A 16762-nucleotide genomic window follows, 5' to 3' on the forward strand; every position below is an offset into this window, starting at 1 on the left:
CCGCGACCTAGATCAAACTACCGTGGCAGTGTTTGAACTTGCGGCCCGAGCCGCAGGGGCAGTTCGAGTTGCGCGGCGTACGCTCCCAGCCGACGGGCAGGGTATCGACCGGCAGGCGGGCGCGGTCATCGCCCTGGACCATGCCTTCCGGGTTTTGGGCCGACGGATTGGTCATCTCGTTCTCGCCCGTGCCCGGGTTCAGGTGGATTTCCTGGAACTCCGGCATGTCCATCGCCGGAGGAGCCTCGAAGCGGAACTCGACCGTCATCAGCCAGCGGGTGACGTTGTGGCGCAGCTCGTACAGCAGCGTCTCGAACAGGTTGAAAGCCTCGGTCTTGTACTCGTTCAGCGGATCGCGCTGGCCATAGCCGCGCAGGCCGATGACGCCGCGCAGGTGGTCCAGATGAACCAGATGCTCGCGCCATTGCATGTCGATCATCTGCAGCAGGAACTGCTTCTCGAGGCCGCGCGTCTGTTCGGCGCCGATCTGCTCCAGACGCTCATCGGCGCGGGCGTCGGCGGCGGTGATGACCCGCTCCTCGATCTCCTCGTTGGACACGCCTTCCTCGGCGGCCCAGTCGTGCAGCGGCAGCTCCAGGCCGAGGGTCGACTTCACTTTCTCGTCCAGGCCGTCGATGTCCCACTGCTCGGCGTAGGCCTTGGGCGGCATATGTTTTTCGATCAGGTCGGAGATAACGTCGTTGCGGAATTCGCCGACCAGTTCGGACAGGTCCGTGGCGTCCATGAACTCCTGGCGCTGCTCGAACACGGCCTTGCGCTGGTCGTTCACGACGTCGTCGTATTTCAGCAGGTTCTTGCGGATGTCGTAGTTGCGGGTTTCGACCCGCTTCTGGGCGGTCTCGACGGCGCGGTTCAGCCACGGGTGGCTGATCGCCTCGCCCTCGGCCACGCCGAAGCTGCGCATGATGGCGTCCAGACGGTCGCCGGCGAAGATGCGCAGCAGGTCGTCCTCGCAGGACAGGAAGAATTTCGAAGTGCCCGGGTCGCCCTGACGGCCCGTGCGGCCGCGCAACTGGTTGTCGATGCGGCGGCTCTCGTGGCGTTCGGTGCCCAGAACGAACAGGCCGCCGGCCGCCAGCGACTTCTGCTTCTGGACCGCGATGTCGGCCTTCAGACGGGCCTCTTCCTCGGCCTCCATCTCGGGCGTGATCTCCTGCGCCAGATTGCGCAGGTCCTGACGCCATTTCTGGAGACGCATTTCCAGGTTGCCGCCCAGCTGGATGTCGGTGCCGCGGCCGGCCATGTTGGTGGCGATGGTCACCACGCCGGGCAGGCCGGCGTCGGCGACGATATAGGCTTCCTGTTCGTGCTGGCGGGCGTTCAGCACGCTGTGCGGAATGCCCTTGCCGGTTCGGACCTCGATGTCGAAATCCTCATCCTTCAGCGCCTGATAGGCCTTCTTGGCCTCGCGCCGGGCCTTCTCGTCCTCGCTGGTCACCTGTTCCAGCAGATGGGCGTGCTGCGGCTTCAGCGTCTTCAGCGTGACCTCGTACTCATAGGTCTTGAGCAGTTCGGACAGGGTTTCCGACTTCTCGATCGACACCGTGCCGACCAGGATGGGTTGGCCCTTGACGTGGCATTCGGCGATCAGGCCGGCGATGGCCTGGTTCTTCTCGACCGAAGTGCGGAAGATCTCGTCGTCGTGGTCGATGCGCTTGACCGGCCGGTTGGTCGGCACCTCGAGGACGTCCATCTTGTAGATGTCGAGGAATTCCTGGGCCTCGGTGGCGGCCGTGCCGGTCATGCCGGACAGCTTCTCGTACAGGCGGAAATAGTTCTGGATGGTGACCGAGGCCAGGGTCTGGTTCTCGGGCTGGATCTTGACGCCTTCCTTGGCCTCGATGGCCTGGTGCAGGCCTTCGGACAGACGGCGTCCCGTCATCATCCGGCCCGTAAACTCATCGATCAGCATGACCTCGCCGGCCTTGATGATGTAGTCCTTGTCCTTTTGATACAGGGTGTTGGCGCGCAGGGCCTGGTTGATGTGGTGCACCAGGGTGATGTTGGCCGCGTCGTACAGGCCGGTGGTGTCGGGCGCGAACAGCTCGCGCTGCTCCATGATCTCCTCGATCCTCTCGGAGCCCTCCTCGGTGAGCAGCGCCTGACGCTGCTTCTCGTCCAGATCGAACATCGTCGTGTCTAGGATCAGTTCCTTGATGATCCCGTCCACGATCAGATACAGGTCCGACCGGTCCTCCGTGGGGCCCGAGATGATCAGCGGCGTGCGCGCCTCGTCCACCAGAATGGAGTCGACCTCGTCGACGATGGCGAAATGGTGCGGGCGCTGCACCATCTCGCGCCGGTCATAGACCAGGTTGTCGCGCAGATAGTCGAAGCCGAACTCGTTGTTGGTGCCGTAGGTGATATCGGCGGCATAGGCCGCCTGACGCTGTCCCGAGGACAGGCCGTTGACGATGACGCCCACTTCCATGCCCAGGAAGCGATAGACCCGGCCCATCCATTCGGCGTCGCGGCGGGCCAGATAGTCGTTGACCGTGATGACGTGCACGCCCTTGCCCAGCAGGGCGTTGAGGTACACCGGCGCCACAGCGACCAGGGTCTTGCCCTCGCCCGTACGCATCTCGGCGATGCCGCCGTCGTGCAGGATCATGCCGCCGGCCAGTTGGACGTCATACTGGCGCTGGCCCAGCACCCGCTTGGACGCTTCGCGCGCCACGGCGAAGGCCTCGTTCAGCACTTTGTCCAGGGTCTCGCCGCCCTCGATCCGGTCGCGGAAGGCGTCGGTCATCATGCGCAGCTCGTCATCCGACAGGGCGGCGAATTTGTCCTCCAGCGCATTGATCTTCTGAACCCGGCTCATGAAGTCCTTGACCTTGCGGTCGTTGGAGGAGCCGAAAATCTTCTTGGCGATGCCGAGCATGGATTATCCGAAGGCGGGCGAGCGACAGGGGCTCTGGTACTGAAAGGTCCCGAAGGAGCGGCGACGACTGCGCGGGGGGGAAGGGTCCGGGCGACGGCGACCCGGTGCGCCTGTCACAGGCGCGCGCGAGGGCCGCGCGATCGTTCGAAAACCCCTCGACTTGGGCGCAGGCGGGACTTAAGCACCGGCCTTATCCCTGTCAACGCGAGGGGCTTTGCCGCCCCGTGACGGAGCGCGCCCAAATGCGGCCTTTCAGCCCCTTCGTCCCCGTCCTTCTTGCGGCGTTTCTGGCCCTTGCGGCCTGCGGTCCGGGCGGGGGTTCCGACCGCGCGCCCCAGCCCGGCGACCGGTCCGTGGCCGAGGTTCAGGGCCAGACTATCTGGGCCTCCGACGTCAAGCGCGAGGCTGTGGCTCAGGGTCTGGTCGGCGAAGGCGAACCGCTGGACGTAACCTCCGACCTGTTCCGCCGGGTGCTGGACGAAGTCATCGACCAGAAGCTGCTGGCCCGCGAGGCCGAACGCCGCGGCCTCGACAACTCCGCCCTCGCCCAGCGCCGGCTCGAGGCGACCCGCGAGCGTATTCTCGGCGACATGCTGGTCGAGACCGTGGTCAATGGCTCCATCTCCGACCGTGCGGTGGAGACCATCTACCAGGAGCAGGTCCGTCTGGCGCAGACCTCCGAGGAAATCCGTGTCCGCCTGATCCTGTCCCGGACCCGGCCTGAAGCCGACGCCGTGATCGGCATTCTGGCGCAAGGGGCGGCCTTTGAGGCGGTGGCCGCCGAAAGTTCGATCGACGACGCGACCCGCTATTCGGGCGGCGATCTCGGCTACCGGACCATCGACGTCATGCCCGAAGCCTACAAGAACGCCCTGCGCGACCGGCCCGCGGGCTCGACCGTCGGTCCGTTCCAGACCGAGGGCGGCTGGGCCGTGCTGCGGGTCGAGGACCGCCGCCGCGAGACCCCGCCGACGCTGGAACAGGCCCGGCCGCAGATCGTGCGCTATCTGACCTATGAAGGCGTGCGGCAGCTCCTCGAGGAGTTGCGCGGCAAGGCCGAGGTCGAATTGCTTCTGCCCGGCGATACGCCCCGCTCACAGGAGCCGGCCTCGGCGCCGCGCCCGCCCGCCTCCTCGGCCGGAACCCCCGCCGCCCCCACCACGCCCCCGCCCGCCATCGCCGCGGCCCCCGCGCCCAAGAAAGGGTCATGAGCCGCCCGCCCGGGGCCGGTCGCGCCTCGACCGGCCAGAAGATCGAACAGGCCATTGAAAAAGCCTTCGACCCGCTGACCGCCGCCCTGAAGCGGGCCGCCACCCCGCCGCCGAAGGTCGCGCCGGGCAAGCCGGGGCTCGAAATTTCGCCGCTGGCTGTGCCCTTCCCGACCATCCCGCCGATCGGCGGGGTCGAGATCGCCACCGCAGGAGCCGGCTTCTACAAGCACGAGCGCGACGATCTGGTGGTGTTCAGCTTCGCGCGCGGCACGACCTGCGCCGGGGTCTTCACCCGGCACAAGATCGGTTCGGCGCCGGTCGACTGGTGCAAACGCCATCTGGATGCGTCCGACGGCGGCCAGGACGTGCGGGCGCTGGTGGTCAACGCCGGCTGCGCCAACGCTTTCACGGGCAAGGCGGGAGCGGACGCCGCCCGTCGCACGGCCTCCGAGGTGGCCAAACGCTTCGGCTGCCGCCAGCGCGACGTCATGCTGGCCTCCACCGGCGTGATCGGCGTGGTGCTGGACGACCGCAAGATCGTGGCCCGGATGTCCGAAATCGAGGCCGGACTGGATGCAGATGGCTGGGCCCGCGCCGGTCAGGCCATCATGACCACCGACACCTTCCCCAAGGGATCGTACGCCGAATGCGAGATCGAGGGCCGCAAGGTCCGCATCGCGGGCATCGCCAAGGGGTCGGGCATGATCGCCCCCGACATGGCCACCATGCTGGCCTTCATCGTCACCGACGCCGCCATCGCCCCGCCGGTGCTGCGCGCCCTGCTGGGCCTGCACGTCCGCACCACCTTCAACAGCGTGACCGTGGACGGTGACACCTCGACCAATGACACCTGCCTGCTGTTCGCCACGGGGACCTCCGGCGCGCCGCGCATCGCCCGTGTCGGCGACCGCCGGCTGAAGTCGTTCTCGGCGGCGCTGGACAAGGTCATGCTCGACCTCGCCCATCAGCTGGTCCGGGATGGCGAGGGAGCGACCAAATTCGTCAAGGTTACCGTGGACGGGGCCGCCTCGCCGGCCTCGGCCCGCAAACTGGCCAAGTCGATCGCCGACAGCCCCCTGGTCAAGACCGCCCTGGCCGGCGAGGACGCCAACTGGGGCCGGGTCGTCATGGCTGTCGGCAAGACCGAGGAGCCTGTCGACCGCGACAGCCTCGCCATCCGCTTCGGCCCCCACGTCGCCGCCGTCGACGGCGCGCCGGCCCCGAACTACGACGAGGCGAAGATGAGCGCCTATATGAAGAACGCCGAGATCGACATCACCGTCGACGTCGGCTCCGGCCGCGCCTCGGCCACCGTCTGGACCTGCGACCTGACCAAGCGGTACGTGGAGATCAACGGCGATTACCGGAGCTGATTGTGGTAGATTGCGGGGTATGAGCGCCAAACCGAAAACCGCTGATCTTTACGCTGCCGAAGCCGACCCCTTCATCGGGCAGGCGTTGTGGGACGACCTCGAAAGCGAAAACCCCTCCGCGGAAGCCGTCGCCTGGGCGCGCCGGCAACACGATATTGCGATGGCCGATCCGCGCGCCCCACTGACTTCCGAGCAGCTCCGGGCCAGTCTTCTTGCCAGACATGAGGCCCGATTGAAGCGGGATCAGGATTGAGCCGACGTCTCGTCTATCTGCCGTCGGCGGAGGTCAATCTGGCGGCGATCTATGATTTCATCGCCGCGGATGCACCGCGTGCGGCGTTCGACTTCACTGAGGACATTCGACGGCGCTGCGAGCCTCTGGCCGACTTCCCCCGGATGGGACGGCCGCTTGACGACGTGCTTCACCGGATCAGCTTTGATCGTCGCGTCTCTGTCTACTACGCCTTTGATGATCGGATGGTCTGGATTTCCGCCATCCGCTACCTGGGTCAGCGCCACTGATGACCGACCTCCCCACCGTCCTCGTCGTCGCCGTGGCCCTGATCGACGCCGACGGCCGGGTGCTGATCGCCCAGCGGCCCGAAGGCAAGAAACTGGCCGGACTGTGGGAGTTTCCGGGCGGCAAGGTTGAGCCCGGCGAGCGTCCGGAAGCCGCCCTGATCCGCGAATTGCACGAGGAACTCGGGATAGACGTGACCGAGGCCTGCCTGGCCCCGTTCGTTTTCGCCAGCCACGCTTACGATTCGTTTCACCTGTTGATGCCATTGTACCTCTGCCGACGCTGGTCGGGGGTGGTGCAGAACCGCGAGCACGCGGCGCTGAAATGGGTCCGGCCGAACCAGCTTTCGGACTTTCCCATGCCTCCGGCCGATGAACCCCTGGTCGCCTGGTTGCGCGACCTGCTCTAGCCGCCGCAAGGAGGGGCCCGATGCTGAAACGCTTCCTCTCCAGCCTCCGGCGCGACCAAAGCGGCGCCACGGCCATCGAATACGGCCTGATCCTGTCGCTGATGTTCCTCGTCATCCTCGGCGCACTGAACGCCTTCGGGGCGACGGGCAGCGGCATCTTCAACGGCGCCATGGACATGCTCCGCAGCGCGATGGGCGGCTAGGCTCAGCCCTCGCCCGTCTGCTCCCTGACACCCAGCGCATCGGCCAGCCGCATCTTCGCCGAGCCGCGCGGTAAAGGCTTCTGCTGGCTTTCGTGCGGGGCCCAGCCGGCCAGATGGACGATCTCGAAGGTCGCGGGGATGCGGCCGTCGGCGTCAGCGTACCGTTCCGCATAGAGTTGCGCCGTCCGACCGAGGATGCCGCGCGTCAACGGCCGCACGGCCCCCGCCAGCACATTGGTCTCGCCCATGGCGCGCAGGTCGTGGATCAGGGCGAACAGGTCAGGATAGCGCACCGTCACCCGGTCGACGTCAGCCACCGGCAGGGCGAAACCGGCCCGCTGCAAAAGGGCTGCGCCGTCGAAACCGTCGGCGAACGGCGAAACCCGCGCCTGGGCCCCGCCGCGCGCCTCCAGCTCGGCCTCGGTCAGGACCGCCCGCAGCTCCTTCAGCGTCCCGGCCCCCAGCAGGGTGCCGAGGAACAGCCCGTCCGGCTTCAGCGCCCACCGGATCTGGCTCAGGGCGCCCGGCAGGTCATTGGCCCAGTGCAGGCTCATCAGAGAGACGATCAGGTCCTGCGACCCGCTCGCCAGGTCAGGCGGCGCCGCGCCCGGTCCCGCCCGCGCGGTCCGGTCGCCCACGACCTTCACCGGCCCGACACGTTCTACCGCCGGGCTGGCGACCAGGGCTGCGGCGAAGGCCCCGGGATGCGCCGACAGATCGGCCGCCTCGGGCCAGGTCCGCATCAACGCCTCCAGACTGCCGACCGCATTCTCCGCCGCCCGCGCATGCAGGAAGGCGGCGTGGGCCAGCGTCATTTCGCTGCGTTCAAGCCTTGCCGTACGGCGTTGAACGTCGAAGATGCGGGGAGGATCGGAGGAGGGGCTCATGCGGCTTCAGGATGGGGTCTGGCGCGACCGATTGAAAGCGGCTGTTCCCCGGATTGCGCTCGGCGCCCGGGCGCTGGGTCGGGGCGTCGCCGACCTGCTGCTGCCGTCGCTGGCCCACGACAGTCCCGAGGCCGCCGCCTCTCCGGGCCTGACCGCCGGGGCCTGGAGCCGGGTGACCTTCCTCGAGGATCCGGTCTGCGACGGCTGCGGCGCCGGTTTCGAGATGGACGGCGGGGCCTTTGCCTCGCCTCGCTGCGCCGCCTGCCTGGCCCAGCCTTACGCCTTCGCCCGGGCCCGGGCGGCCTGCGTCTACGACGAGGCCTCGCGCGGCCTGATCCTGAAGTTCAAGCACGGCGACCACCAGCCTTTCGCGCCCCTGTTCGCCCGCTGGGTCGCCCGCTCGGCCGCCCCTCTGCTGGACGAAGCCGACGCCGTCGTTCCCGTGCCCTTGCATCGGTTCCGCCTGCTGTCGCGGCGTTTCAACCAGGCTGCCGAGATCGCCCGGCCGCTGGCCCGCGACGCCGGCCTCGATTATCTGCCCGACGCCCTGGTTCGTACGACCCACACGACCACCCAGGGCGGCAAGTCCGCGCGCGGCCGCCGCCTCAACGTCAGGAAGGCCTTCGCCGTCAGCGAGGCGGGGCGCCGCCAGATCAGGGGCCGCCGCATCCTTCTGGTCGACGACGTGTTGACCACGGGCGCCACCGCCGAGGCCTGCGCCCGCGCGCTGATCGAGGCCGGCGCCCGCGCCGTGGACCTGGCCGTCGTGGCCCGGGTGCGCACGGCGCGGGAATTGCCTGTATAGGCGGATCAGTATTCAGGAGACCCCGTTGGCCGACGTCGTCATCTACACCAAGCCCGGTTGCGGCTACTGCCACGCCGCCCGCGACCTGCTCGATCGCAAGGGCGCCGACTATGAGGACATCGTCGCCTCCCATGACCCGGCGAAGAAGCAGCAAATGATACAAAGGTCGGGCGGCCGCATGACCTTCCCGCAGATATTCATCGGCGGAAAACACATCGGCGGCGCCGACGAACTGCACGCGCTTGACCGGCGGGGCGAGCTGGACGCATTGCTCGAGGCTGGATGACCACACTTCCGATCGCCCTGATCCAGACCCGCACGCCGGCCAGTCCGGCGGCGGCCTTCGCCCATGTCGAGCCACTGATCCGCGAGGCGGCGGCGGGCGGGGCGAAACTGATCCTGACGCCCGAGGCGACCAATTTCCTGACCCAGGACCGCGCCGCCCGCGCCGCCGTCCTGACCACCCAGGACCGCGACGAGGTTGTCGGCAATCTGCGCGCGCTCGCCCAGGAGCTGGGCGTCTGGCTGCTGATCGGTTCGGCCATCGTCAAATCGGGGCATGAAGGCGACGACCGCGCCGCCAACCGCTCCCTGCTGATCGACGACGCGGGCGCGGTGGTCGCGACCTATGACAAGCTGCACGTCTACGATGTCGATCTTCCGACGGGCGAGCGCTGGCGCGAAAGCGCCGCCATCCGCCCCGGCGACGGAGCCGTCGTGGCCGACACGCCCTGGGGCCGGCTCGGCCTGACCATCTGCTACGACATCCGCTTCCCGCATCTGTACCGCGCGCTGGCCAAGGCCGGCGCCGGGATGATCTCCGTCCCCGCCGCCTTCACCGTCCCGACCGGCGAGGCCCATTGGGAGACCCTGTTGCGCGCCCGGGCCATCGAGACCGGCTGCTACATCCTCGCCCCCGCCCAGGCCGGTCTGCATGAGGACGGCCGCCGCACCTGGGGCCGGTCGACCGTGGTGGGACCCTGGGGCGAGGTGGTCGCCAAGCTCGACCACGACGAACCGGGCGTTCTGTTCGCCATGCTGGATTTCGACGCCGTCACTCGCGCCCGCAACGCCGTGCCGCAGTTGACCCACGACCGCACTTTCGCGGAGCCGGCATGATCCGCTATGCCCTCCAGTGCGATGACGGCCATGGCTTTGAGGCCTGGTTTGGCGACTCGGCCGCCTATGACGATCAGGCGGCGCGGGGGCTGGTCGAATGCCCCCATTGCGGCTCGCGCGACGTCTCCAAACAGATCATGGCCCCGGCCGTGGCGGGAACCCGCAAGACCGCCCTCTCGGCCGATCCCGCGAGGATGCGGACCCTGATGATGCAGGCCGCCCGCGAGGTCCGATCGCACGTCGAGCAGAATTTCGACTATGTCGGCGACGCCTTCGCCCGCGAGGCCCGCGACATCCACGAAGGTCGCACCGAGAAGCGCGAAATCTACGGCGAGGCGACCCCCGCCGAGGTGAAGAAGCTCAAGGACGACGGCGTCCCCTGCGCCGCCCTGCCGCCGCTCCCGCCCGATCCCGCCAAGGCCCACTGACCGGTGGGGGAGGGGGAACGCTATCAGGCGCTTGAGCCAGCCGGGACTCTCTGCTCTTTCGTCGCCACGATCTGGACCGCCGCCGAACCCGGGGGGACTCTTCCATGCTGATCGCCGCCCTCGCCGCCGCCCTGATCCAGACCGCGCCCGCCGCCACGCCGGACCTGTCATGGATCGCCGGCTACTGGCTCTACTGCTCCAACGGCCGCGAGGTCTCCGAGACCTGGAGCGACCCGCGCGCCGGCTTGATGGCTGGCCATTCTCTGACGGTGGCGAGGGGCCGCGTCTCGTTCGAACTGGCGCACATCGGTCCGACGCCGCAGGGCTACGCCTATGTCGCCCAGCCCGGTGGGGCGCCGCCCACGGCCTTCGTCGTGGCCGAGAGCGGCTCGACGCGGGTGGTCTTCGCCAATGCCGAAAACGACTTTCCCACCCGCGTGATCTATGAACGCGACGGCGACGCCCTCAAGGCCCGGATCGAGGGCGAGATCAACGGGCAGGCCCGGAGCATGGAATGGAATTTCACAGCGGCCCCGCTGAACAGCCGCTGCCCGGCCTGAACTGGCGGGCGATGACGGCGGCGGATCTGGACACCGTCACCGCCATGGCCGCTGTCGGCTTCCCCGACCATTTCGAGGGTCGCGACTGCTTCGAAAACCGGCTGCTCCTGAACCCGTCCGGCTGTTTCGTCCTGGCCGGCGAGGATGCCGAGCCGCAGGGCTATCTGGTCGCCTATCCGTGGACGGCCAACGCCGCCCCGGCGCTCAATACCCTGATCGGGTCGGTCCCGGACGAGGCGGCGGTGATGTACCTGCACGACCTCGCCCTCGACCCCGCGGTGCGCGGCGGCGGCTGGTCCCGTCCGATTGTCGAGCGGCTGGCGCAGGACGCCCGCGCCGCCGGCTGGCCGGCCCTGACGCTCGTGGCGGTCAACGACGCCGCGCCGTTCTGGCAACGGCACGGCTTCGAGGTGGTCAATCCACCGGGCATGGCGGGCAAACTTGCCGGCTACGGCCCGGACGCCCGCTACATGGTGCGGCGGCTGACCGACTAGCTGCGGGTCCAGCCTTTGCCGGCCATGCAGTGGCGGAAGGCTTCGCTGCGCGGACCCTCGCCGGTCGAGGCGCGGCACTCGGCGCGGGCGCCATCGAATGGCTGGGCGTTCTCACCGTGCCAGCCGAAATCATCGTCATTGTCTGCGTCGATCACGGTGACGCAGGCCGAGGTCATGAGGGCGGCGGACAGGGCGGAGAGGATGAGCAGGCGTTTCATTGGGGGCTCCGGATGCTGGAAGCTGAAGGGGAAGCCCCTCATCTCACCATCAAGCTTGGCTGTCCCGTTACTTCGAGGTCAGGTCGATGAACCCCCGATGAACCGCCTTCAGTCCCGCGTCGCGATCATCATATAGTTGATCCCCGCGTCGTCGCTCTCGCTCCAGCGATCCGTGAACGGATCATAGACCAGTCCGTACGGCCCGCTCACCGCCACCGGCTCCTCGCTCAACATCGCCCGAATCTCGTCCGGTTTGAGGAACTGGCTCCAGTCATGGGTCCCCGCCGGCACCCAGCGCAGGATGTATTCCGCTGCGACCTTGCCGAGGGCCAGCGATTTCAGCGTCCGGTTCAGGGTGGCGACAATCATCATCCCGCCGGGCTTCACCAGCCGCGAACAGGCGCGGATGAAGGCCTCCGGATCGGCGACGTGTTCGATCACCTCCAGCGTCAGCACCACGTCGAACGGCCCGGCGCCCTCGGCCTCCAGCTGTTCGACGGTCGCGGCGCGATAGGCGATGTCGAGCCCCTGCTGCCCGGCATGCGCCCGCGCCGTGCCGATGTTCTCGGCGGAGGCGTCGACGGCGGTGACCGCGAACCCCAGCCGCCGCATCGGCTCGGCGATCAGCCCGCCGCCACAGCCGATGTCGAGCAGGGTCAGGCCGTCGAAGGCGCCGCGCGTCTTCACATCGCGTCCGAACCGCTCCGCCGCCCGGTCGCGCACGAAAGCCAGCCGGGCCGGGTTGAACCGGTGCAACGGCGCGAACGGCCCGTGGGCATCCCACCACTCCGCCGCCTGGGCCGAGAACCGGGCCACGTCGGCGGGATCGATCGAGGGGCCGTGGGCTGCGTCGGTCATGGACACGGGGTGTCAGCGAATGAGGCGGACGTCAACGCCGATGTCCAGCCGTGCCCATGGCCTGTCGCCGGTCAGGATCGGCAGCCCTTCACGCAATGCCAAGGCCAGGCAAGCCCGATCGCCCAACGACAGCCCTAGGCTGGCCGTCGCGGTCCACAGACGTCCGGCGCGATCAGCCAAGTCCGCGTCGTGATCCACGATACGGCAGCCGAGGTAGTAGACGCGCATGGGATCGTACCCCCCGCGTACAAGTCTGGTCACGACTTCGGTTAGGTTGACGCTGCTCAACAACGCTGAGGTCAGGAAAGGCGCCACGGCGTCACCGCCCGGCTCGTGCAGCAGGTAGGCGACGGCCGCCGAAGTATCGATGACATGCTCAGTCATCGAATTCGCGCATCGCCTCAAGGCGGCGTTCAGCGATCAATTCGTCTGTGGCGCTTTTCAGGCTGCCGCCGGTGCGGGCGGCAGCCGATGCATCGGCGATATCCATCAGAACTATGCTGCCGTCGAACTTTCGGGCGACGAAGGTCGCGCCGGCGGGCAGTTGCCATTCGGGGGGCAGCTGGATTCTACCCGTTCCATCTATGCTCAGGCGAGCGGGTAGGGGGATGCCGGCGTCGTATCGCGCGGCCGGCTCGGCCATACCCAGAACAGCAGCCGGCGCAGGTTGCCCCCGGCTGTTAACTTCACTCGCTCCGAGGGCGACCAAGACGTTCCGCACGAACTGGTATTTGATGCCGAGGTGGCTCGCGATAGCGGACCGGGAAAAGCCCATGGCCGCATATCGACGTATCTTGGCAGACTTGTTTGTTCCCAAGTCCGAAACATCGACCTGCGAGATGGCGCGGTCCGCCATTCTTGGAAGCGTGTCGTCTACGGAGGTTTCGCGAAATAACGGGGGCGCTTCTCCAGCAGCGCGCCTTGAGCGGGCCTCGTCGCCAACCAGCACTTGCCGAACCTGCTGGTAGCTTCGGTCCACCATCCGGGCGATTTCGGCGCGAGAGTGTCCCGCGGCGGCGAGGGCGCGTATGCGGTTCGTGATGGATGGTTGTTTGTTTTCCGTCATGAACAATAGTTACTCCATCACTCGGGACCGGTCAACCCGCCCGTTGTGATGCCCGCGCCGCCTCGCTAGAAGCCTGACATTCCCCGAAAGCAGGAGCCTCCGCCCACGATGACGCGGCCACCCACGACGCGACTGGTGATGAAGTTCGGCGGCACCTCGATGGGCGACCTCGAACGCATCCGCCGCGCCGCCCGCATCGTCGCGGCCGAGGCCGCCGCGGGCAAACAGGTCGCCGTCGTCGTCTCCGCCATGGCCGGCAAGACCAATGAACTGGTCGCCTGGACCGACGGCGCGGGGCGGCCGGGGCAGGGGATCGAACTGTCCGACGACGAATACGACATCGTCGTCGCCTCGGGAGAACAGGTCACCGCCGGCCTGCTGGCCCTGACGTTGCGCAACATGGGCCTGAACGCGCGTAGCTGGATGGGCTGGCAGATCCCCATCCTGACCGACGACGCCCACGGCCGCGCCCGGATCGAGGACGTGCCGGGAGAGGTGCTGGGCGCCGCCATGGACAAGGGCGAGATCGCTGTCGTCCCCGGCTTCCAGGGCGTCAGCCGCTCGGGCCGGATCACCACCCTCGGCCGGGGCGGCTCGGACACTTCCGCGGTGGCCGTGGCCGCGGCGCTGGAGTGCCCTTGCGACATCTACACCGACGTGGACGGCGTCTACACCACCGACCCCCGCATCGAATCGAAGGCCCGCCGGCTGGAGAAAATCTCCTATGAAGAGATGCTGGAGATGGCCTCGCTCGGGGCCAGGGTGTTGCAGACCCGCTCGGTCGAACTGGCCATGGCCAAGCGCGTGCCGCTGCGGGTGCTGTCCAGCTTCATCGAACCCGACGAAAACGGCGTCCTGCCCGCCAAGTCCGGCACACTGATCTGCGACGAGGAGGAAATCGTGGAAAAACGCATCGTATCCGGCGTGACCATGAGCCGTGACGAGGCCCGTATCACCCTGCTGGGCCTGTCCGACCGGGTCGAGGCCCCGGCCGACGTCTTCACCCGGCTGGCCGAGGCCAACGTCAATGTCGACATGATCGTGCAGAGCCAGGCGCGCAGCGAGGGCGCGGTCAACCTGACTTTCACCACGGGCCGCCGCGACGCGGCTCGGGCCGCCGAGCTGATGCGCGCGGCCCAGGCCCAGCTCGGTTTCGAGGAGCTGCGGGTCGACGAGGATGTGGCCAAGGTCTCGGTCGTCGGCGTCGGCATGCGCAGCCACGCAGGCGTCGCCCAGACCATGTTCCGGGCCCTCGCTGACAAGGGCGTGAAATTTCAGGCCATCTCGACATCCGAGATCAAGATCAGCGTATTGATCGACGCCGCCTATGCGGAACTGGCCGTTCGTGCGCTTCATGCGGCCTATGGATTGGAAGAAGTCTAGGAATTGAGCCGGACGGCGCCCATCTGCGGCGTCGTTCATCAGGAGGGGCCATGCCGGTTGGCGGATTGACGACGGGGCCACGGAACCTCCTTCGCCAGATTCGCGAAGCCATGGCCGGGGCGTCGCCGGCTCAGGACCGGCTCGACACGGTCGTTCGCATCATCGCCCAGTCGATGGTGGCCGAGGTCTGTTCGATCTATCTGCGCCGCGCCTCGGGCGAGCTTGAACTGTTCGCCACCCAGGGCCTGAAACCCGAAGCCGTCCACACCACCCGGCTGCGGCCCGGCGAGGGCCTCGTCGGCGAGGTTGCGCGCTCCGCCGCCCCGATCAGCCTCTCGGACGCCCCGTCCCACCCCAGCTTCGCCTACCGGCCGGAGACGGGCGAGGATCCATACCATGCCTTCCTCGGCGCCCCCCTGCTGCGTGGCGGCCGGGCCATCGGCGTGCTGGTCGTCCAGAATCGTTCCGAGCGGCGCTATGACGACGAGGAAGTCGAGGACATCCAGACCATCGCCATGGTCCTGGCCGAGACCGTGGCCTCGGGAGAACTGCTGGCCCAGGACGAGCTGCGCGACATCGAGGTCGCGCCTCACCGGCCCGAAAATCTCAAGGGCCAGCGCTTCGCCGAAGGCCTCGCCTATGGCCACGTCATCCTGCATGAGGCGCCCGTCGCGCCCGAGAACCTGCTGGCCGAGAACCAGCAGGTCGAGGAGATCCGTCTGCGAGAGGCCCTGATCGGGCTCAAGGCCAATATCGATTCCATCCTCGACGGTGGTCAGGGCAAGCTGGCGGGCCTGCCGTTCGAGGTGCTGGAAACCTACCGGATGTTCGCCGACGACCGGGGCTGGAACCGGTCGCTGGAAGAGGCGGTCCGCACCGGCCTGACCGCCGAGGCCGCTGTCGACCGCGTCCGCAACGAACACCGCGCCCGCTTTGCCCAGGCCCGCGACCCCTACATCAAGGAACGGCTGCACGATTTCGAGGACCTCGCGAACAGACTGTTGAGGGTTCTCGCAGGGGACAGGCCGGGCGAGCGCGACCTGCCTGACGACGCCATTCTGGTGGCCCGCAATCTCGGCCCGGCCGACCTGCTGGAATACCCCCGGCACAAGCTGAGAGGCCTGTTGCTGGAAGAGGGCTCGGCCGCCAGCCACGCCGCCATCGTCGCCCGCGCCCTGCAGATTCCCTGCGTCGGCCGCATCATGGGCCTGCGCGACCGCCTGTCCGAAGGCGATCTGGTCATCGTCGACGGCGAGACGGGCGAGACCTATCTGCGGCCCCGCCCCGACATGCTGGCCGCGGTTCAGTCGCGCATGCTGGTTCGCAGCGCGCGCCAGGCCGAGTTCGCCAAGCTGCGCGACGTCCCCGCCGTCACCCTCGACGGGACCCGGATCACCGTCCTGACCAACGCCGGCCTGGCCGTTGACCTCGAGAATCTGGACGCCACCGGCGCCGAGGGCATCGGCCTGTTCCGCACCGAATTCCAGTTCATGGTGTCCGAGGAGCTGCCCCGGCTGACCAGCCAGACCGCCTTGTACAAGCTGGTCCTCGACACCGCCGGAGACCGGCCCGTGACCTTCCGCACCCTCGATATCGGCGGCGACAAGGTGCTGCCCTATCTGGAGACCGAGCGGGAGGAGAACCCGGCCCTGGGTCGCCGCGCCATCCGTCTCGGCCTCGACCGGCCCGGCCTGCTGCGGCTGCAGCTGCGCGCCCTGCTGACCGCCGCCGCGGGCCGCGAGCTGCGCGTCATGTTCCCGATGATCGCCACGGTCGACGAGTTTCGGGCGGCCCGCGAACTGGTCGATGTCGAATGCGCCTGGGCCAAACGCCGGGGTCGGGCGCTTCCGGCCCTGCTGCGCGTCGGGGCCATGATCGAATGCCCGTCGCTGCTCTGGCACCTCGACGCCTTGCTGCCGCTGACAGACTTCGTCTCGGTCGGGACCAACGACCTGTTCCAGTATATGTTCGCCGCAGACCGCACGAACCCGCTGGTCTCCGACCGCTACGACCCCCTCTCGCCCCCGGCCCTGCGAGCCCTGGCCGAGATCCAGAAGAAATGCGCCGACACCGGCACGCCTGTGTCCGTATGCGGAGAACTGGCCGGCCGGCCCCTGGAAGCCTTCGCCCTGTTGACCCTCGGCTACACCCGCCTCTCGGCCCCCGCTGGCGGCGTTGGGCCGGTCAAGCGGATGATCCTCTCGGCCGATCTGACCGCCGCCCGGCGCGGCATGGCCAACCTTCTGGGCTCCTCCGCCGGCTCGATCCGGGGCGAGCTCGAATCGCTGGCCCGGAAGTTGAACGTCACGATCTGAACCGTCCCGGT

Annotated in this window: 20 protein-coding genes; 14 read left to right on the top strand and 6 right to left on the bottom strand. The window is 68.1% G+C overall.

The features are described from left to right. Window positions 1-7: 7 nt before the first annotated feature. On the bottom strand, window positions 8-2902 hold the full coding sequence (gene secA, locus ACTIEW_RS03980) for a preprotein translocase subunit SecA (RefSeq protein ID WP_439476613.1): 2895 nt from the start codon (window positions 2900-2902) through the stop codon (window positions 8-10). 242 nt (window positions 2903-3144) lie between these two features. Here secA and ACTIEW_RS03985 point away from each other — a divergent pair, with 242 nt between their 5' ends. Genes ACTIEW_RS03985 through ACTIEW_RS04010 form a run of 6 tightly spaced genes read left to right on the top strand, consistent with a single transcriptional unit; the run spans window position 3145 to window position 6618 of the window. Beyond that, complete coding sequence (locus tag ACTIEW_RS03985) at window positions 3145-4113, top strand: peptidylprolyl isomerase (protein ID WP_439476614.1); 969 nt, start codon at window positions 3145-3147, stop codon at window positions 4111-4113. Next, window positions 4110-5486 (top strand): bifunctional glutamate N-acetyltransferase/amino-acid acetyltransferase ArgJ, encoded by a 1377-nt coding sequence (gene argJ, locus ACTIEW_RS03990; RefSeq protein ID WP_439476615.1) that lies wholly within the window; start codon window positions 4110-4112, stop codon window positions 5484-5486. Before ACTIEW_RS03985 ends, argJ begins: the two co-directional genes overlap by 4 nt. A 19-nt stretch (window positions 5487-5505) precedes the next feature. Further along, complete coding sequence (locus ACTIEW_RS03995; protein WP_439476616.1) at window positions 5506-5739, top strand: hypothetical protein; 234 nt, start codon at window positions 5506-5508, stop codon at window positions 5737-5739. After that, entirely contained in the window at window positions 5736-6008 is a 273-nt protein-coding gene (locus ACTIEW_RS04000) for a type II toxin-antitoxin system RelE/ParE family toxin (protein WP_439476617.1), read from the top strand. The genes ACTIEW_RS03995 and ACTIEW_RS04000 overlap by 4 nt, the downstream gene beginning before the upstream one ends. Next, on the top strand, window positions 6008-6415 hold the full coding sequence (locus ACTIEW_RS04005) for a (deoxy)nucleoside triphosphate pyrophosphohydrolase (RefSeq protein WP_439476618.1): 408 nt from the start codon (window positions 6008-6010) through the stop codon (window positions 6413-6415). The genes ACTIEW_RS04000 and ACTIEW_RS04005 overlap by 1 nt, the downstream gene beginning before the upstream one ends. Window positions 6416-6435: 20 nt before the next feature. After that, window positions 6436-6618, top strand: a complete 183-nt coding sequence (locus tag ACTIEW_RS04010; RefSeq protein ID WP_439476619.1) for a Flp family type IVb pilin — start codon at window positions 6436-6438, stop codon at window positions 6616-6618. A 2-nt stretch (window positions 6619-6620) separates the two neighbouring features. Here the strand turns inward: ACTIEW_RS04010 and ACTIEW_RS04015 are convergent, their stop codons facing one another. After that, a complete protein-coding gene (locus ACTIEW_RS04015; RefSeq protein WP_439476620.1) occupies window positions 6621-7505 on the bottom strand; it encodes a methyltransferase domain-containing protein in 885 nt (294 codons plus the stop codon). Here ACTIEW_RS04015 and ACTIEW_RS04020 point away from each other — a divergent pair. The 6 genes from ACTIEW_RS04020 (at window position 7504) to ACTIEW_RS04045 (ending at window position 10911) form a co-directional block, all read left to right on the top strand. Then, window positions 7504-8310: a ComF family protein gene (locus ACTIEW_RS04020; RefSeq protein WP_439476621.1), complete on the top strand. Its 807-nt coding sequence runs from the start codon at window positions 7504-7506 to the stop codon at window positions 8308-8310. The genes ACTIEW_RS04015 and ACTIEW_RS04020 overlap by 2 nt on opposite strands. A gap of 25 nt (window positions 8311-8335) precedes the next feature. Next, window positions 8336-8596: a glutaredoxin 3 gene (gene grxC / locus ACTIEW_RS04025; RefSeq protein WP_439476622.1), complete on the top strand. Its 261-nt coding sequence runs from the start codon at window positions 8336-8338 to the stop codon at window positions 8594-8596. Next, window positions 8593-9429 carry a carbon-nitrogen hydrolase family protein gene (locus ACTIEW_RS04030; RefSeq protein ID WP_439476623.1) on the top strand — a complete coding sequence of 279 codons (837 nt, stop codon included), beginning with the start codon at window positions 8593-8595 and terminating at the stop codon, window positions 9427-9429. Before grxC ends, ACTIEW_RS04030 begins: the two co-directional genes overlap by 4 nt. Next, the gene (locus tag ACTIEW_RS04035; protein WP_439476624.1) at window positions 9426-9857 is read left to right on the top strand and encodes a DUF1178 family protein; all 432 of its coding nucleotides are present in this window, start codon (window positions 9426-9428) and stop codon (window positions 9855-9857) included. The genes ACTIEW_RS04030 and ACTIEW_RS04035 overlap by 4 nt, the downstream gene beginning before the upstream one ends. Window positions 9858-9961: 104 nt before the next feature. Further along, window positions 9962-10417, top strand: a complete 456-nt coding sequence (locus ACTIEW_RS04040; RefSeq protein ID WP_439476625.1) for a DUF6265 family protein — start codon at window positions 9962-9964, stop codon at window positions 10415-10417. Then, entirely contained in the window at window positions 10372-10911 is a 540-nt protein-coding gene (locus tag ACTIEW_RS04045) for a GNAT family N-acetyltransferase (RefSeq protein ID WP_439476626.1), read from the top strand. Before ACTIEW_RS04040 ends, ACTIEW_RS04045 begins: the two co-directional genes overlap by 46 nt. Here ACTIEW_RS04045 and ACTIEW_RS04050 read toward each other — a convergent pair. From ACTIEW_RS04050 to ACTIEW_RS04065, 4 genes are all read right to left on the bottom strand, one after another. After that, entirely contained in the window at window positions 10908-11129 is a 222-nt protein-coding gene (locus ACTIEW_RS04050; RefSeq protein ID WP_439476627.1) for a hypothetical protein, read from the bottom strand. The genes ACTIEW_RS04045 and ACTIEW_RS04050 overlap by 4 nt on opposite strands. 108 nt (window positions 11130-11237) lie before the next feature. Then, window positions 11238-11987 (bottom strand): bifunctional 2-polyprenyl-6-hydroxyphenol methylase/3-demethylubiquinol 3-O-methyltransferase UbiG, encoded by a 750-nt coding sequence (gene ubiG, locus ACTIEW_RS04055; RefSeq protein ID WP_439476628.1) that lies wholly within the window; start codon window positions 11985-11987, stop codon window positions 11238-11240. 12 nt (window positions 11988-11999) lie between these two features. Beyond that, the gene (locus ACTIEW_RS04060) at window positions 12000-12371 is read right to left on the bottom strand and encodes a type II toxin-antitoxin system VapC family toxin (RefSeq protein WP_439476629.1); all 372 of its coding nucleotides are present in this window, start codon (window positions 12369-12371) and stop codon (window positions 12000-12002) included. Next, complete coding sequence (locus ACTIEW_RS04065) at window positions 12364-13053, bottom strand: hypothetical protein (RefSeq protein ID WP_439476630.1); 690 nt, start codon at window positions 13051-13053, stop codon at window positions 12364-12366. The genes ACTIEW_RS04060 and ACTIEW_RS04065 overlap by 8 nt, the downstream gene beginning before the upstream one ends. Window positions 13054-13161: 108 nt before the next feature. Between ACTIEW_RS04065 and ACTIEW_RS04070 the strand changes: the two genes are divergently transcribed. Both ACTIEW_RS04070 and ptsP read left to right on the top strand, forming a co-directional pair. Further along, window positions 13162-14436, top strand: a complete 1275-nt coding sequence (locus ACTIEW_RS04070) for an aspartate kinase (protein ID WP_439476631.1) — start codon at window positions 13162-13164, stop codon at window positions 14434-14436. Between the two features lie 110 nt (window positions 14437-14546). Then, the gene (gene ptsP / locus ACTIEW_RS04075) at window positions 14547-16751 is read left to right on the top strand and encodes a phosphoenolpyruvate--protein phosphotransferase (protein ID WP_439476632.1); all 2205 of its coding nucleotides are present in this window, start codon (window positions 14547-14549) and stop codon (window positions 16749-16751) included. Window positions 16752-16762 lie beyond the last annotated feature (11 nt).

This window comes from Brevundimonas sp. (assembly GCF_051860745.1).
Taxonomy (GTDB): domain Bacteria; phylum Pseudomonadota; class Alphaproteobacteria; order Caulobacterales; family Caulobacteraceae; genus Brevundimonas.

Bases quoted from the DNA above. Each gene is read 5' to 3' on its own strand.
- secA (WP_439476613.1), bottom strand. From the start codon at position 2,902: ATGCTCGGCATCGCCAAGAAGATTTTCGGCTCCTCCAACGACCGCAAG.
- ACTIEW_RS03985 (WP_439476614.1), top strand. From the start codon at position 3,145: ATGCGGCCTTTCAGCCCCTTCGTCCCCGTCCTTCTTGCGGCGTTTCTG.
- argJ (WP_439476615.1), top strand. From the start codon at position 4,110: ATGAGCCGCCCGCCCGGGGCCGGTCGCGCCTCGACCGGCCAGAAGATC.
- ACTIEW_RS03995 (WP_439476616.1), top strand. From the start codon at position 5,506: ATGAGCGCCAAACCGAAAACCGCTGATCTTTACGCTGCCGAAGCCGAC.
- ACTIEW_RS04005 (WP_439476618.1), top strand. From the start codon at position 6,008: ATGACCGACCTCCCCACCGTCCTCGTCGTCGCCGTGGCCCTGATCGAC.
- ACTIEW_RS04010 (WP_439476619.1), top strand. From the start codon at position 6,436: ATGCTGAAACGCTTCCTCTCCAGCCTCCGGCGCGACCAAAGCGGCGCC.
- ACTIEW_RS04020 (WP_439476621.1), top strand. From the start codon at position 7,504: ATGCGGCTTCAGGATGGGGTCTGGCGCGACCGATTGAAAGCGGCTGTT.
- ACTIEW_RS04015 (WP_439476620.1), bottom strand. From the start codon at position 7,505: ATGAGCCCCTCCTCCGATCCTCCCCGCATCTTCGACGTTCAACGCCGT.
- ACTIEW_RS04030 (WP_439476623.1), top strand. From the start codon at position 8,593: ATGACCACACTTCCGATCGCCCTGATCCAGACCCGCACGCCGGCCAGT.
- ACTIEW_RS04035 (WP_439476624.1), top strand. From the start codon at position 9,426: ATGATCCGCTATGCCCTCCAGTGCGATGACGGCCATGGCTTTGAGGCC.
- ACTIEW_RS04040 (WP_439476625.1), top strand. From the start codon at position 9,962: ATGCTGATCGCCGCCCTCGCCGCCGCCCTGATCCAGACCGCGCCCGCC.
- ACTIEW_RS04045 (WP_439476626.1), top strand. From the start codon at position 10,372: ATGGAATTTCACAGCGGCCCCGCTGAACAGCCGCTGCCCGGCCTGAAC.
- ACTIEW_RS04050 (WP_439476627.1), bottom strand. From the start codon at position 11,129: ATGAAACGCCTGCTCATCCTCTCCGCCCTGTCCGCCGCCCTCATGACC.
- ubiG (WP_439476628.1), bottom strand. From the start codon at position 11,987: ATGACCGACGCAGCCCACGGCCCCTCGATCGATCCCGCCGACGTGGCC.
- ACTIEW_RS04060 (WP_439476629.1), bottom strand. From the start codon at position 12,371: ATGACTGAGCATGTCATCGATACTTCGGCGGCCGTCGCCTACCTGCTG.
- ACTIEW_RS04065 (WP_439476630.1), bottom strand. From the start codon at position 13,053: ATGACGGAAAACAAACAACCATCCATCACGAACCGCATACGCGCCCTC.
- ACTIEW_RS04070 (WP_439476631.1), top strand. From the start codon at position 13,162: ATGACGCGGCCACCCACGACGCGACTGGTGATGAAGTTCGGCGGCACC.
- ptsP (WP_439476632.1), top strand. From the start codon at position 14,547: ATGGCCGGGGCGTCGCCGGCTCAGGACCGGCTCGACACGGTCGTTCGC.